Genomic DNA, 13,805 nt, shown 5'->3' with positions numbered 1-13,805 from the left:
TGAACTGGGTGAAGCAACCGCTTCTCTTCAGTAACGTCCGGAGAGGTGTGTTTATTCCCGCATTCGGGTTAAAAAAAGGAGGCCGCGCAGTTTTGTCGCGGCCTCCTGTCGTTGGGGAATAGTATCTCGCCCTTGCGCGGGTGTCAGAGTCCCTTGGCGCGATAGCTTTCGGCAACCCGCTGGATCGAGACCAGATAGGCCGCCGTGCGCAGGTCATGTACGTCTTCGCGCCCGTGCCAGACGGTCCGCATCGCCTGATAGGCCGCTCGCATCGTGTCATCCAGCCCGGAACGGACCAGTTCAAGCTCGTCCGCGCCGCGCAGGTATTTGTCTTTGAAATTTGGTGACAGCGACCAGCCCAGCCCTTTGTCCGAAGACAGCCGCTCCAGTTCATCGACGACCAGCTGGTGCCGCGCTTCTTCCTGTCGCCGCTGCATCCGGCCAAAGCGGATATGGCTCAGGTTCTTGACCCATTCGAAATAGGACACGGTCACACCGCCCGCATTGGCATACATGTCGGGGATGATCACGCAGCCCTTGTCCCGCAGAATTTCATCTGCGCCGGCGGTGACCGGACCATTCGCTGCTTCGACAATCAGCGGGGCCTGAACACGGGCCGCGTTTTGCATGTTGATCACACCTTCCAGCGCAGCCGGGATCAGGATGTCGCATTCCGCTTCGAGCAGTGCGGCCCCATCAGGCTGATGGTGCCCATCAGGAAAGCTGGCCACGCCCCCGTGTTTGGCGATCCATGCATGCACCGCTTCGACGTCGAGACCCTTGTCGTTATAGATCGCCCCGTCCCGTTCAATGATCCCTGTGATCAGCGCGCCGTCTTCTTCGGACAGGAATTTCGCGGCGTGATAGCCCACATTCCCCAAGCCCTGCACGATGATCCGCTTGCCTGAAAGACCGGCGGTCAGCCCGGTGACGGCCACATCTTCTGGGTGGCGAAAAAATTCACGCAACGCGTATTGCACGCCACGGCCGGTTGCCTCGACCCGGCCAGCGATGCCGCCTGCATGGGGCGGTTTGCCCGTGACACAGGCAGCCCCGTTGATGTCTGTGGTGTTCATCCGCTTGTATTGGTCGGCCATCCAGGCCATTTCGCGTTCGCCCGTGCCCATGTCAGGGGCAGGCACGTTCTGTGCCGGATTGATCAGGTCGCGCTTGATCAACTCATAAGCGAAACGGCGGGTAATCTGTTCCAGCTCATGCTCGTTCCATTCGCGTGGGTCGATACGCAGTCCGCCCTTGGATCCGCCAAACGGTGCTTCGACCAGCGCGCATTTGTAGCTCATGAGTGCGGCCAGCGCTTCTACCTCATCCTGATGGACGCCGATGGCATACCGAATACCGCCTTTGACCGGTTCCATATGTTCGGAATGGACCGAACGATAGCCGGTGAACGTATGTATCCCGCCGCGCAGTCGCACCCCAAAGCGAACCGTATAGGTTGCGTTACAGACCCTGATCTTTTCCTCCAGCCCCGGGCTGAGGTCCATCAAGGCCACGGCCCGGTTGAACATGATATCGACGGATTCACGAAAGCTGGGTTCCTTAACAGGCTGTTGGGATGTCATCACTTTTCCTTCTTGATACCGGAATCAGGATTGTCTGCGGCAGACGCTCGCGCCCTCGTTCTAACGCCGATTCGGCAAAAAGCGTCTAAAAAGCGGGCAGCAACGCTAAAAAAGTAAAATTTCCCGCACGGTTAGCCTTTGCCAGTGATTTGACCTGCCTAGCTTTGTTTCGCGAATGCGCACAGTCAAGAGCGAACCCCCGCAATGTGGCGAGAGCAGATAAGGCGCTAAGCGAAACACCGCCAGAGCGCCCAAATTTCGCCACAGCGAAATGACTATGATGATTGATTAAGAGTAATGAGGTCATGATCGCAATGATTATGGGTATGGGGGAACAAAATGGTCGGGAATGCTGCTATGAGATATGTGCAATCTATCAGTCGCTATGATGCCGCCGGACGGCGCGCGTGTTGGGTGAACTTCATACGCCGGTTCCGGCAGGAAGAAGATGGCGGTCTAATTGTGCTGACGCTGTTGCTTCTGGTTGTCATGTTAGTCTTGGGCGGCATGGCCGTTGACTTTATGCGATTCGAATCCCGCCGCGTTGCTCTGCAAAGCGTTGCCGACCGGGCCGTGCTCGCAGCTGCGGAACTGGACCAAGACCTCGCGCCGGCTGATGTTGTTGTCGACTATTTTGACAAGGCCGGGTTTGATGGAACTATTATCGGCACACCGGGTGTGGTTGATGTCGTTGGCTCTCGGTCTGTTTCAGTCGAATCGAGCCTAAACCTGAATACGTTCTACTTAAGACTGATTGGCATTGACGAGCTTGATGCCCCTGCAGCTGCTCAAGCCATTGAGGGTGCCGGGAACATCGAAATTTCTTTGGTGCTCGATATCTCGGGGTCAATGAATGACAAGGTAGATGGTACCGGCGGCAAGCGCAAATATGAGTTACTTCGCGAGGCTGCGTCAGGCTTCGTCGAAGATTTGCTGCAGCCTGAATACAAGGATCAAGTCTCGATTTCACTTGTCACATATTCTGCCAACGTGAGTATTGGGGACGAACTCTTTGCAGCACTCAATACCGGCCCCACTCTATTGGAGGATTTAGACCGGCGCGGTCGTGTGGTTGCGTCCTTTGACAATCCTGCGCGCTGCGTGGACTTTGAACCGTGGGAATACGAAACTACCGTATTCAATACTTCCCGTGAATACGAGCAAGTTGAATACTTCGATTACTACACGAATGAGCGTTACTCTGGCGTTCTCGAGCCAAGTTGCCCGAAAGAATCTTATGAAGGGATCATCCCCCTGAGCCAAAACGCCACCACTCTAACGGACGCGATCAAGGAGCTCAGCCCACGGACATATACCGCTATCCATATGGGTGCAAAATGGGGAGTCTCGCTTTTGGACCCCTCGATGAGAGATCTTCTTAGCGGCGTTCCATCTGTAGATGCAGCATTCGCTGGATCGCGACCGTCAGAGTATATAGCGCCGGAAAACGAAGCAACGACAGTTAAGTATCTGGTGCTTATGACAGACGGCGAAAACGTTGCCGGACGCCGGCTCAACGCAAACCGGTACAACACAGCCGCCGAAAGGTTGCAGTGGGGCAACGACAACTTCAATCACTGGGCTCGATACAGAAACAATACAAGGCTCAACGACTATACCCACACTGGCTATACAGCAAATCAGGCCGACCAGAGGCTGCAGGCCATCTGCAAACAAGCCAGAGACGCAAATATTACGGTCTTTACCATCGCTATGGGTGCGACTGGCCACGGAGAGGATGAAATGGAAGAGTGTGCTTCACCGGGGCGTTATTATGAAACGGAAGGTAAGGCACTTGATACGATTTTCGGACAAATTGCCGACCAGATCACTGACCTGAGGCTGAGCCTATGATCGACTACATGCGCAAATTGCGTGACCTTGCGCGAAACTTTCGCAAGGATGAATGCGGCAACGCGACGCTCGAATTCGTACTCGTGTTTCCCATGTTTATGATGTTCTTTCTCATGACATATGAAAATGGCATGCTGTCACTGCGGCATGTCATGTTGGAGCGCGGGGTTGACCTTACCGTGCGGGACGTTCGGATCGGACGTCTGACACAAGAAATAAAAGGTGACGAACTGCGGGACGCGATTTGTAAAAGAGCCAGCATCATCCCCAATTGTGTCAATCAGTTGCAGCTTGAAATGATCCGCCGTGATTTACGAGACTGGGACGCAATTGATGCTTCGTATAGTTGCGTTGACCGCAGAGAGGTGTCGAACCCGGTTACGAACTTCCAGCCCGGCGGTAATAACGAACTCATGATCATTAAGGTCTGCGCACGTTTCGATCCACTTATGATTGGGCCGCTTGCCTTACTTGGAACCGCCATTGCCACGCAAAATGCCGGAGGTGCTGCAGGTGGATCCTATGCTTTGGTAACGACATCAGCATTCGTCGTGGAACCCTATCAAGAGGATGACGAGACATGAAAATGATATCCGACTTACTGATACGGTTTCGCAATACGGAAGAGGGCAGTATCTCGATCGAACTCCTCCTCGTTGTACCAATTCTTGTTTGGGCGCTTATGTCCACCTTGGTATATTTCGATATTTTCAGGGCCGAGGCGATCAGCAATCGCGCATCTTTGACGATTGCTGATATGGTTAGCCGCGAGGAAGATCCCATTAATTATGATTATATTGATGCGGTCCACGAGTTGCTTCAGGTTCTTGCTGAAGCCGATAACGACCCCGACATCAGGGTCACCTACTTCGCCTATGACCATGATGGAGAAAGTAAAGTTCACTCCATGATCTGGTCGGAAACTGCTGGCGGATATTCAGATGGTCACGACGATGCAAGCCTACAGGCGCTGAGTGATCAGCTTCCTGTTATGGCGTCGAATGACAGGGCGTTTTTGGTTGAAACCCGTATGAAATATCGGGCGCCCTTCGAAGTAGGTATTGGCCCTTTTGTCACAACGAACCTAGACGGCCATGAATTCACAAATTTCACTGTGATCCGCCCACGATTCGCCAATGTGTGCTTTGATTATGAAGATGGAAATCCGCCTCAATGTGATCCGGACTGAACTTAGCTTTCCAGTCGGAAGGCGATTTGTTCGGCCATGAACTTTGCCTGACCTGCGGATGTAATCCCGCCGACACCCACACGGCGACCCAACCGCCACCAAAGCCCCGGTGCCCAAGCCCGGGGCTTTGGTGCTTTCAGGCGCAGGGTGAATCCGTTGGAGGGTTTGAGAAAGGCGAATGCCCCCCGCTCTACCCGTGCGATGTCTTCCATACGCGCGAGAACCCGGCCGTGGCTGTCGCGTAATTCTGTTGCCGTCAATTCGACGTGCCCTAGCCCTGTGCGCCGGACCATTTCAGCCAGCCATAGTGCCCCAAGACCGAAGACCAGCATGAATATCAGCCATCCGGCGCTGGGTGGGCTGGCCAATGCAACATAGAGCAACAGCCCTCCGAGCAGCAGCAGCACCGCGCAGCCGAAGATGCGCCGCGCTGGTGAAGCTGCCACAATGGCATAGATCCCGTTTTCATCCGGTTGAAATGTCATCCGCTCAGGTCCTTTCCGGACAGTGATATCAGGCGGTGACCGCCTTGCGCACCAGATCCCAATAGATCGTTTCGATCGTGTTCATGGCCAGTCGGCCACCTTCGCGATACCAATGGCTGAGCCCGGTCAACATTGCAATCAGCGCCATCGTGGTGACCCGCGTATCGGGCACGTGAAAAATACCTTCGACCTCGCCATCGCGCAAAATGCTTTCAAGCGCGTCTTCGTAGCGACGGCGCATTGCCTCGATCGCGGCAAAATTTTCCGGGTCGAGGTTGCGCAGTTCCATATAGGACACGAACACCTGATCGGAGCGAGGCAGATGGAACCGGATATGGAAGCGGGTGAACGTTTCGAGCCGCGCCAGCGCGTCGCCTTGCAGATCGGCCTTGTGTAACGCATCCAGCAGGTCTTGCATATGGCGCTGCATCAGATCGAAAAGCAGGCTTTGCTTGTCTGACGTATAATTATAAAGCGCACCGGCCTGCACCCCGACCTCGGCCGCGATCTGGCGCATGGACACCGCCGCATAGCCATGCTGCGCGATAAGCCGCAAGGCCGTATCTTGAACCTTGGGGCCGGTAATATCGGAGTGAGAGCCTTGTTTGCGTGCCATGACCGGCATGTAACTGAACAGGCGTTCATTTGGAAACCCCTGATGATCGCTCTTTCCCCCGCTGGAACAGACAGTTAATGTCTGCCGTATGCGGATACTGATCCTTTTCAGCCTTGCCCTTGCGGCCTGTGCAGAGTTCCCGGCCCTTGACGGCACGATCAGCGATGCTGCACGTGATGCGCCTTATCCGACGCTGGCGCCTTTGCCTGCGGGCATGGCCGCTGAACCGCAAACCATCGACGATCCGATGGGCGCGCGTATCGCCGCCTTGCAGGCCCGCGCCGCCCGGCTGCGCGCGATTGAGATCGCCGCGTTGCAGTGACCCGCCCTATTCGCTAGTACCGCGATAGATGACGGCAAAGGATGGATGAACCCTGATGACTGAACCACTGCGCCTTGGGATAGCGGGTCTGGGCACTGTGGGTGTGGGCGTTGTCCGCATCCTGCGAAAACATGGCGCATTGCTGGAAAAGCGCGCGGGCCGTCCGGTGGTGATTACCGCCGTTTCCGCCCGGTCCCACACCAAAGATCGCGGCGTCGATTTGTCGGCCTATGCCTGGGAAGATGACCCGGTGGCACTGGCCCGGCGCGATGATGTGGATGTGTTTGTCGAAGTTATGGGCGGGCATGATGGCCCTGCCAAGGACGCAACCGAAGCCGCGCTGCACGCGGGCAAGGATGTTGTTACCGCCAATAAGGCGTTGCTGGCCATCCACGGCCAAGAACTGGCCGAGCTGGCCGAAACCGCAGGCCGCGTTATCCGGTTCGAGGCTGCTGTGGCCGGGGGCATTCCAGTGGTCAAGGCCCTGACTGAAGGGCTGGCCGGGAACGAGATTACCCGCATCATGGGCGTAATGAATGGCAGCTGCAATTATATCCTGACCCGCATGGAAGATGCCGGGCTGAGCTATGAGGCGGTCTTTCAAGAGGCCAATCAACTGGGCTATCTGGAAGCTGATCCCCAGCTTGACGTGGGCGGCATTGATGCAGGGCATAAGCTTGCGCTGCTAGCCTCTATCGCGTTTGGCACGCAGGTTGATTTCGACGCGGTTGAGCTGGAAGGCATCGGGTCGATCACTATTGACGATATTCGTCAGGCCGCCGACATGGGCTATAAGATCAAGCTGCTTGGCGTTGCGCAGATGACCGGACGCGGGCTGGAACAGCGCATGTCGCCTTGCCTTGTGCCGGAAAGCTCTCCGCTTGGTCAGTTGCAGGGCGGCACCAATATGGTCGTGCTTGAAGGCGACGCGGTCAGTCAGATTGTCCTGCGCGGCCCCGGCGCTGGCGAAGGTCCGACAGCCAGCGCTGTGATGGGAGACGTGATGGATGTGGCGCGTGGCATGCGTATGTCTACATTCGGTCAGTCTGCCACCACCCTGCACAAAGCGCGGGCTGCACGGGCGGCGGTCCCTGCCCCTTATTATTTGCGGATGGAACTGCTCGATAAGCCCGGCGCGCTGGCCAAGATCGCCCATGCACTGGGAGAGGCGGGAATTTCGATCGACCGCATGCGCCAATACGGCCATCAGGACACTAACGCGCCTGTTCTGATCGTGACCCACAAGACAACCCGTACCGCATTGGAAGAAGCCCTGGCCGATTTCAAATCGACCGGTGTTGTTTCTGGCACACCGGTCGCGATCCGGATCGAGGCTGTTTAACCTTCGCAGGCGATCCCATCATTATCGCGGTCCAGATGTGTCCCGTAGCCATAGGAGCCGCGCCGGATGTTACGATACCCGGCAGCCCGCGCGGCTGTGCAATTGCGAAACGCCCCGCTGACAGGCGCGGGCGACGTTAGTCGTGATGTCTGGCTGCGGTGACAATGATAGGAACCGGTGCTGCGCTGGGTGTGGCAACCGTCGCTATTCAGCCCGCCACCATGTGCGTGGCCGGTCGCAGGCAGCGTGGCCATCATCAGAATCGCAAGGATTGCACTGTAAAAACGCATGTGCGTATTCCTTAAAATAATCTTAATACAACCCAAATACGTGACGAGATAATAGCAAATCGCCTTTTTGATTTCCAATACTTTAGCGCAAACAGTCTTGTGATCGTCACACCAACCCGGTTTACGTCCCGCAACCGATCAAAGGACAGCCCATGACCCAAACAATAGATTTCAATGACCGTGCACTTTCACTTGGTCTGGCCCGCGTGTCAGAGGCTGCCGCCATCGCCTGTGCCCCGCTGATCGGGCGCGGCGATGAAAAAGCGGCGGATCAGGCGGCTGTTGATGCGATGCGAACCCAGTTGAATCGGCTCGACATTGCCGGGGTAGTCGTCATCGGCGAAGGTGAACGGGACGAGGCCCCGATGCTGTATATCGGCGAAGAGGTCGGGACAGGGACCGGCCCCGGTGTCGATATCGCGCTTGATCCGTTGGAAGGCACGACGCTGACCGCCAAAGACATGCCAAATGCGCTGGCGGTGATCGCGATGGGCCCCCGCGGGTCAATGCTGCATGCGCCGGATGTGTATATGGACAAGCTTGCCGTTGGTCCCGGCTTTCGCCCCGGGGTCGTGACGCTGGAAATGTCGCCTGCCGAACGTGTCTCTGCCCTGGCGGCGGCCAAAGGGTGTTCGACCCGCGATATTACGGTTTGCGTGCTCGAACGGCCCCGGCATGAAGACATGATCGAAGAAATCCGCGGCACGGATGCTGCGATCCGGCTGATCACTGACGGCGACGTGGCCGGGGTGATGCATTGCGCTGAACCGGATTTGACCGGGATCGACATGTACATGGGGTCAGGTGGCGCGCCCGAAGGTGTACTGGCCGCCGCTGCATTGAAGTGTATGGGCGGGCAAATCTACGGGCGGCTGATTTTCCGCAATGGCGATGAAAAGGCCCGCGCTAAAAAGGCCGGGATCACCAATTTTGATCGGGTTTATACCCGCGATGATCTGGTGACCGCCGATGTTATCTTTGCCGCGACAGGCGTCACCGATGGCAGCCTTGTCCCCGGCATCAAGCGCGAGGTGGGGTTTGTGACGGCGGAAACGATTCTGATGCGGTCGAAAACCGGATCCGTCCGGCGGATGATTTACCGCAACCCCACTGGCTAAACCGGGGCGGCGCCCCTAATGTGCGCCGCCATGACACTCTCACTCGACAAACCCGCCTTTCTGAATGTCGCCAGCTCTGCCACCGGGCGGCGCTGGGTCGGACCCTCTGTCGAAGAGGACCGTCTGGCCGAGGCGATGGCGCAGGAAACCGGCCTGCCCGCCCCGCTTTGCCGCACGTTGGCGCGGCGGGGGGTGAACCCCGAAGACAGCACCGCATTTCTGGCCCCGACTCTGCGGGACCTGCTGCCTGACCCGCGCGTGTTGCGCGATATGGAAAAGGCGGCGACGCGTTTTCTGGCCGCGGTTGAAGCCCGCGAAAGAATTGCGGTTTTCGGCGATTACGATGTGGATGGCGGCGCCTCTTCCGCGCTGCTGATCACATGGCTGCGCGATCTTGGACTGGCAGCGACACTTTATATTCCCGATCGGATCGATGAGGGCTATGGCCCGAATGACGATGCGATGGCGGCACTGGCCCGTGATCATGACCTGATCATCTGCGTCGATTGCGGCACGCTGTCCCACGGACCGATTGCGGCGGCCAAAGGCGCTGATGTCATCGTGCTGGATCACCACTTGGGCGGAGAAACTCTGCCGCCTGCGATGGCCGTGGTGAACCCCAACCGGCAGGATGAAAGCGGTGATTTGGCGCATCTTTGTGCGGCGGGGGTCGTGTTTTTGATGTTGGTAGAGGCGAACCGGCAAATGCGCGCGGCAGGCCGCAAGCCACCGGACCTGATGGGGCTGCTTGATTTGGTCGCCCTTGCCACTGTGGCGGATGTCGCCCCGCTAATCGGCGTGAATCGCGCTTTTGTCAGACAAGGGCTGGCAGTGATGGCACGCCGGGAACGCGTTGGGCTGACCGCACTGGCCGATGTGGCCGGGCTGGATCAGGCACCGAGCAGCTATCACCTTGGCTATTTGCTGGGACCGCGGGTCAATGCGGGCGGGCGGATCGGCAAGGCGGATTTGGGCGCGCGGCTGCTCTCCACCAGTGACAAGCACGAAGCTGTGGCTTTTGCCGAACGGCTCGACCAATTAAACACCGAACGCCGCGCAGTAGAGGAACAAGTCCGCGAACAGGCGCTGGAACAGGCCAGCGCGCGCGGGGTCGACGGGCCGTTGGTCTGGGCGGCGGGCGAAGGCTGGCATCCCGGCGTCGTGGGAATCGTCGCGGCGCGTTTGAAAGAGGCCACCAACCGGCCCGCCATCGTGATCGGGTTGGACGGGGACGAAGGCAAAGGCTCTGGCCGGTCCGTATCCGGCATTGATTTGGGGGCAGCGATCCAGCGCACCGCCTCCGAAGGGCTGCTGATCAAAGGCGGCGGACATAAAATGGCCGCCGGGCTGACAGTGACCCGCGATGGGCTGGATACCGCGATGGCACGGCTAGGCGACTTGCTAGCCAAGCAAGGTGCGGCTGATATCGGGCCTGCGGATTTACAGCTGAACGGGCTTTTGATGCCGGGCGCTGCGACAATCGAGCTGATCAATCAGCTAGAGGCGGCAGGCCCCTTCGGGGCAGGCGCCCCTGCCCCACGCTTTGCCTTTCCGGACTGCCAGATCCAGTTCGCCAAACAAGTGGGCGCAAACCATCTGAAAATCAGCTTTGGTGACGGGCTGGGTGGTCGAATCGACGGGATTGCCTTTGGGGCGATGGATGGGCCGCTGGGGCCAATGCTGATGAACCATAAAGGCGCGCGCTTTCACCTTGCCGGGCGGTTGGAAATCAACACATGGCAGGGGCGGCAATCGGTGCAATTAAGGCTGGAAGACGCTGCTCCGGCAAAGTGAAAAAATCCTGTAAAAAGCTCTTGCGCAGGTCGCGTGGTTTCCCTAAAAGCGCCTCACCAACTGCGGTCCCTTCGTCTATCGGTTAGGACGCCAGGTTTTCAACCTGGAAAGAGGGGTTCGATTCCCCTAGGGACTGCCATTGGTTACATGCAATCGATTGTAAGCATTAGGTTTTTCGAAAAACTTAAAATTTTTCCCACCATTCTTCCCATCTTGGGAGGGGGTGCATAGAAAACACACTTTTTTTGGTACAGACAGTTCTCGATTGTTATCAGATTGAGCCGCCTGACGAGAATCGTATGGTAGCGCAACGCTCGTTCACTGACGTTCTAACATTTGGCTACCCTGAACATTTTTTGCCAGTTTCAAGTTCAACCATTTCTCACTTTGCACAGATCAATCATTAGTTCCAACATACAGTAAAAATTTGGGTGGCGGAATGAAGCGGTTCATATTGCAAGCGGTTAACGACGAAGACCACCTCGCCCCGGCTCGAGAGGTATTCGGATTGAGCGCACTCGAAACGGCGACAATCAGCACCGCCTTTATGACCGCCTCTGGCCTATCGTTATTGCAGGGCGTGCTGCAACCCATCGCGGGCCGTACGCGAATCTTTGTCGGTATACGCAACGGTGTGACCACGGTGCAGTCGATACAGAAGGCGTTGGAAATTGGTTGCGAAACTTTCATGGTGGACACGGGCACGCGCCAGCGCATTTTCCATCCAAAGCTGTACTACGCACGTTCTGCCACGCGCGCCAAGTTGCTGCTCGGCAGTGCTAATCTGACCATGGGAGGTCTGCGCACGAACATAGAGGCCAGCGTTCTGCAAGAGTTTCACCCCCCGACGGATGCGACATTTCTGGCCGACCTAGAAGGCAAGCTGGACGCGATGATAGCTGACTACCCTGAGCATGTCATACGTGCTGTGGACGCCGCGCAACTGGCCGACCTGCAACGAGCGGGCCGCCTGATAGACGAGCGCAAACGTCTCCCTCCGGAACCTGCCGGAAGTTCCGCAGATCGTGCATTGGACACCGTACCCAAGATGAACCTGCTCACCTCACCGTTGAATGTGGCTCGCCCCGCGCCGCCGCCAGCACCAGCCGTGATCCCTGCCGCCCCAGTGGCACGAGACCGGCTTGAGCAAGTCTGGGAAAGCAACGGGCTGACCCGCCGCCATCTAAATATTCCCACCGGCGCAAACACGAATCCGACCGGCTCGATGTTGCTGGGGGTAGGCGCCTGGGAAGGCATCGACCAGCGGCATTACTTCCGCGACGACGTGTTTGCGGCGCTGGACTGGACGCCAGACGTTGCCCCGGCAAGGGCGCATCTGGAACGGGCTGAGGCGTCGATACGCCTCATCGTAAAGGATGTGGACTATGGCGAGCGCACGCTGCACCTGTCCCACAACACTCGGACGGACACCGCCGCCTACGAACAGCGAAACAGCATGACCAGCCTGCACTGGGGCGACGCACGCCCGCTGGTGGCACACGAGGACCTTCTGGGTCGGGTGTTAAAGCTATACCGCGAGACGGCTGACTTCACCCGCTTTACGCTAGAAATTGACTAGACGGGCAGGCGATGCCGCCGGTCGCGTAGGGTGGCCCATGCCGCCAGCAGGTCCATCTGTTCGGACTTGGTGAGTGCCCCCAGCACTGACTCCGACTGCACTTCCAGCGTGTCGGCAACCATGTCGTCTCGGACCATGCGGTCCAACTGCTCCAAGTTCGGCACAATGCCCTCTGGTGCGGGCAGTAGCAGTTTCTCTATCTCGGACGGGACCAGTTCCAGTACCCCGCCGCCGTAATGCCGCCCTTCCAACTCCGCGCTGAGGGCGGTTAGGCTGTTGAAGAAGCCGTACACCAGCCCCTGCGGCGTGCCGCGCAGCGCCCGGATGCGATAGGCGGTATCTGTTGTGTAGGCTCCGACGCTATTGAGGATGAGGCGCGGCGTGTCGTGGCTGCGTTTGAGCATTCCAACTTCCGTGGCGTACACAGACGGCACTGTGTACCATGGCTTGCGGATGCGGCACTTGTATCGCTTATGCAAGTTTTCGTGCTCGCCCAAAGCGATATAGGCGCGGCCCTTAGCGCTGTCTTCTACCGAAGGGTCCAGCCACAGGAAATTCGTGGGCTTGCCGGTAGCCGCGTTGCTGACGTGCTGCGCATCGTCGTAGATAACGCCGGGGCAGTGGTCGCTGCGTCCGAACATGGGGTGCGCCCACTTCTGCAACCCGTGCCGCTGCACTACTTCGTCGGTCACGAGGAAGAACTTGTTGGCCCCGGTGACGATGCCCACGTCCACCTTGGCAGCGTCGTTGAACCGGCAGAAACGGTCGCTGGCCTCTATCTCGTCCAGAATGGCCAACGTTGCGGGCGGCACCAGCGCGCGGGTCCACTTGCCCTGCACGGTCTTGCCGTTGATTGCGCGCGGCTTGTTGAACACAGCTTCGGGGTCTTTTTGAAGGAAGTCGCGGCCCGCCACGCGATGAATCCCCAGCCCTTCGCCGTGAACGTCCGGACTGACCTTCTTTTCTGCCATCAGCAGGACTGCACCTTGTAGCGTGCCCTCGAACCAGATTTCTTGCGGGTCCACGATGACTATGCGGCGGCACTGTTTTGCCAGATAGGTCCGCAGCGACTGCGCGTGCATCACGTGTACGATTTCGGACGGCACGACCATCGCTAGCCGCCCGCCGGGGCGCAGCAAATCCATGGACGCCAGTATGAATGGCACCCACGCATTTGTGTGCTTAGTGAATTTGCACCCAAGCTGCGCGAAAACCTGTTCGGCTTTGGCCTGAAAAGCGGCTGGCAGGTACTGATAGCGAACGAACGGCGGATTACCTATTACGGCGTCGAATTGTGCCCCTCTGTTGCCCAATGACCACCCGAGAAAGTCGCGGTTGTGAACGATGCAGTTGGGCAAGCCGCGTGCGATCGCCTTGGCTGCTTCTTCTGGCTGCAGCTCGAACGCAGTAACTTTCGCTTCGGTACCCTGCAACGATGGAAAGAACGCACCGTCGCCACAACTTGGTTCCAGCACTCGCGTTGCTGATGTGGGTGCGATCCAGCGCGTGAGGAATTGTGCAAGGTCGTCGGGCGTATAATAGCCGCCGCGCAATTTTTGCTCTGTTTCCAACGCGATGAAGTTCATACGGCCTGCCCTTGTGTCGTGTTCCGCCTATGTTCCCCAAATTTATA

13 protein-coding genes and 1 tRNA gene are annotated in these 13,805 nt (G+C 57.9%); 9 read left to right on the top strand and 5 right to left on the bottom strand.

The window, feature by feature from the left end:
- Window positions 1–143: 143 nt before the first annotated feature.
- Complete coding sequence (locus ACJ5NV_RS05470; protein ID WP_411642622.1) at window positions 144–1,583, bottom strand: Glu/Leu/Phe/Val family dehydrogenase; 1,440 nt, start codon at window positions 1,581–1,583, stop codon at window positions 144–146.
- Window positions 1,584–1,940: 357 nt separating this feature from the next.
- On the opposite strand from ACJ5NV_RS05470, the gene ACJ5NV_RS05465 reads away from it, so the two are divergent.
- Genes ACJ5NV_RS05465 through ACJ5NV_RS05455 form a run of 3 tightly spaced genes read left to right on the top strand, consistent with a single transcriptional unit; the run spans window position 1,941 to window position 4,626 of the window.
- Complete coding sequence (locus ACJ5NV_RS05465) at window positions 1,941–3,437, top strand: pilus assembly protein TadG-related protein (protein WP_411642621.1); 1,497 nt, start codon at window positions 1,941–1,943, stop codon at window positions 3,435–3,437.
- Window positions 3,434–4,021, top strand: coding sequence for a pilus assembly protein (locus ACJ5NV_RS05460; protein ID WP_411642620.1), 588 nt, complete (start codon window positions 3,434–3,436; stop codon window positions 4,019–4,021). Before ACJ5NV_RS05465 ends, ACJ5NV_RS05460 begins: the two co-directional genes overlap by 4 nt.
- Window positions 4,018–4,626, top strand: coding sequence for a TadE/TadG family type IV pilus assembly protein (locus ACJ5NV_RS05455; RefSeq protein WP_411642619.1), 609 nt, complete (start codon window positions 4,018–4,020; stop codon window positions 4,624–4,626). Before ACJ5NV_RS05460 ends, ACJ5NV_RS05455 begins: the two co-directional genes overlap by 4 nt.
- A 2-nt stretch (window positions 4,627–4,628) precedes the next feature.
- On the opposite strand, the gene ACJ5NV_RS05450 is transcribed toward ACJ5NV_RS05455, so the two are convergent.
- The gene (locus ACJ5NV_RS05450; protein WP_411642618.1) at window positions 4,629–5,111 is read right to left on the bottom strand and encodes a hypothetical protein; all 483 of its coding nucleotides are present in this window, start codon (window positions 5,109–5,111) and stop codon (window positions 4,629–4,631) included.
- A gap of 28 nt (window positions 5,112–5,139) precedes the next feature.
- Window positions 5,140–5,727, bottom strand: a complete 588-nt coding sequence (locus ACJ5NV_RS05445) for a TetR/AcrR family transcriptional regulator (protein ID WP_411642617.1) — start codon at window positions 5,725–5,727, stop codon at window positions 5,140–5,142.
- Window positions 5,728–5,815: 88 nt separating this feature from the next.
- Between ACJ5NV_RS05445 and ACJ5NV_RS05440 the strand changes: the two genes are divergently transcribed.
- On the top strand, window positions 5,816–6,049 hold the full coding sequence (locus tag ACJ5NV_RS05440) for a hypothetical protein (protein ID WP_411642616.1): 234 nt from the start codon (window positions 5,816–5,818) through the stop codon (window positions 6,047–6,049).
- 55 nt (window positions 6,050–6,104) lie between these two features.
- Entirely contained in the window at window positions 6,105–7,391 is a 1,287-nt protein-coding gene (locus tag ACJ5NV_RS05435) for a homoserine dehydrogenase (protein ID WP_411642615.1), read from the top strand.
- On the opposite strand, the gene ACJ5NV_RS05430 is transcribed toward ACJ5NV_RS05435, so the two are convergent.
- Window positions 7,388–7,681 carry an excalibur calcium-binding domain-containing protein gene (locus ACJ5NV_RS05430; RefSeq protein ID WP_411642614.1) on the bottom strand — a complete coding sequence of 98 codons (294 nt, stop codon included), beginning with the start codon at window positions 7,679–7,681 and terminating at the stop codon, window positions 7,388–7,390. The genes ACJ5NV_RS05435 and ACJ5NV_RS05430 overlap by 4 nt on opposite strands.
- Window positions 7,682–7,833: 152 nt before the next feature.
- Here ACJ5NV_RS05430 and glpX point away from each other — a divergent pair, with 152 nt between their 5' ends.
- The 4 genes from glpX (at window position 7,834) to ACJ5NV_RS05410 (ending at window position 12,172) form a co-directional block, all read left to right on the top strand.
- Window positions 7,834–8,799 carry a class II fructose-bisphosphatase gene (glpX, locus tag ACJ5NV_RS05425; protein WP_411642613.1) on the top strand — a complete coding sequence of 322 codons (966 nt, stop codon included), beginning with the start codon at window positions 7,834–7,836 and terminating at the stop codon, window positions 8,797–8,799.
- A gap of 30 nt (window positions 8,800–8,829) precedes the next feature.
- Window positions 8,830–10,593, top strand: a complete 1,764-nt coding sequence (recJ, locus tag ACJ5NV_RS05420) for a single-stranded-DNA-specific exonuclease RecJ (RefSeq protein WP_411642612.1) — start codon at window positions 8,830–8,832, stop codon at window positions 10,591–10,593.
- Between the two features lie 64 nt (window positions 10,594–10,657).
- Window positions 10,658–10,732: transfer RNA gene (locus tag ACJ5NV_RS05415), tRNA-Glu, on the top strand.
- 369 nt (window positions 10,733–11,101) lie between these two features.
- Window positions 11,102–12,172: a phospholipase D family protein gene (locus tag ACJ5NV_RS05410; protein WP_411642611.1), complete on the top strand. Its 1,071-nt coding sequence runs from the start codon at window positions 11,102–11,104 to the stop codon at window positions 12,170–12,172.
- On the opposite strand, the gene ACJ5NV_RS05405 is transcribed toward ACJ5NV_RS05410, so the two are convergent.
- Window positions 12,169–13,758 carry an Eco57I restriction-modification methylase domain-containing protein gene (locus tag ACJ5NV_RS05405; RefSeq protein ID WP_411642610.1) on the bottom strand — a complete coding sequence of 530 codons (1,590 nt, stop codon included), beginning with the start codon at window positions 13,756–13,758 and terminating at the stop codon, window positions 12,169–12,171. The two genes, ACJ5NV_RS05410 and ACJ5NV_RS05405, sit on opposite strands and share 4 nt — an antisense overlap.
- Window positions 13,759–13,805 lie beyond the last annotated feature (47 nt).

Source organism: Loktanella agnita (assembly GCF_046640325.1).
Classification (GTDB): domain Bacteria; phylum Pseudomonadota; class Alphaproteobacteria; order Rhodobacterales; family Rhodobacteraceae; genus Yoonia; species Yoonia agnita.
This window is presented reverse-complemented; position numbering and strand designations above follow the sequence as displayed.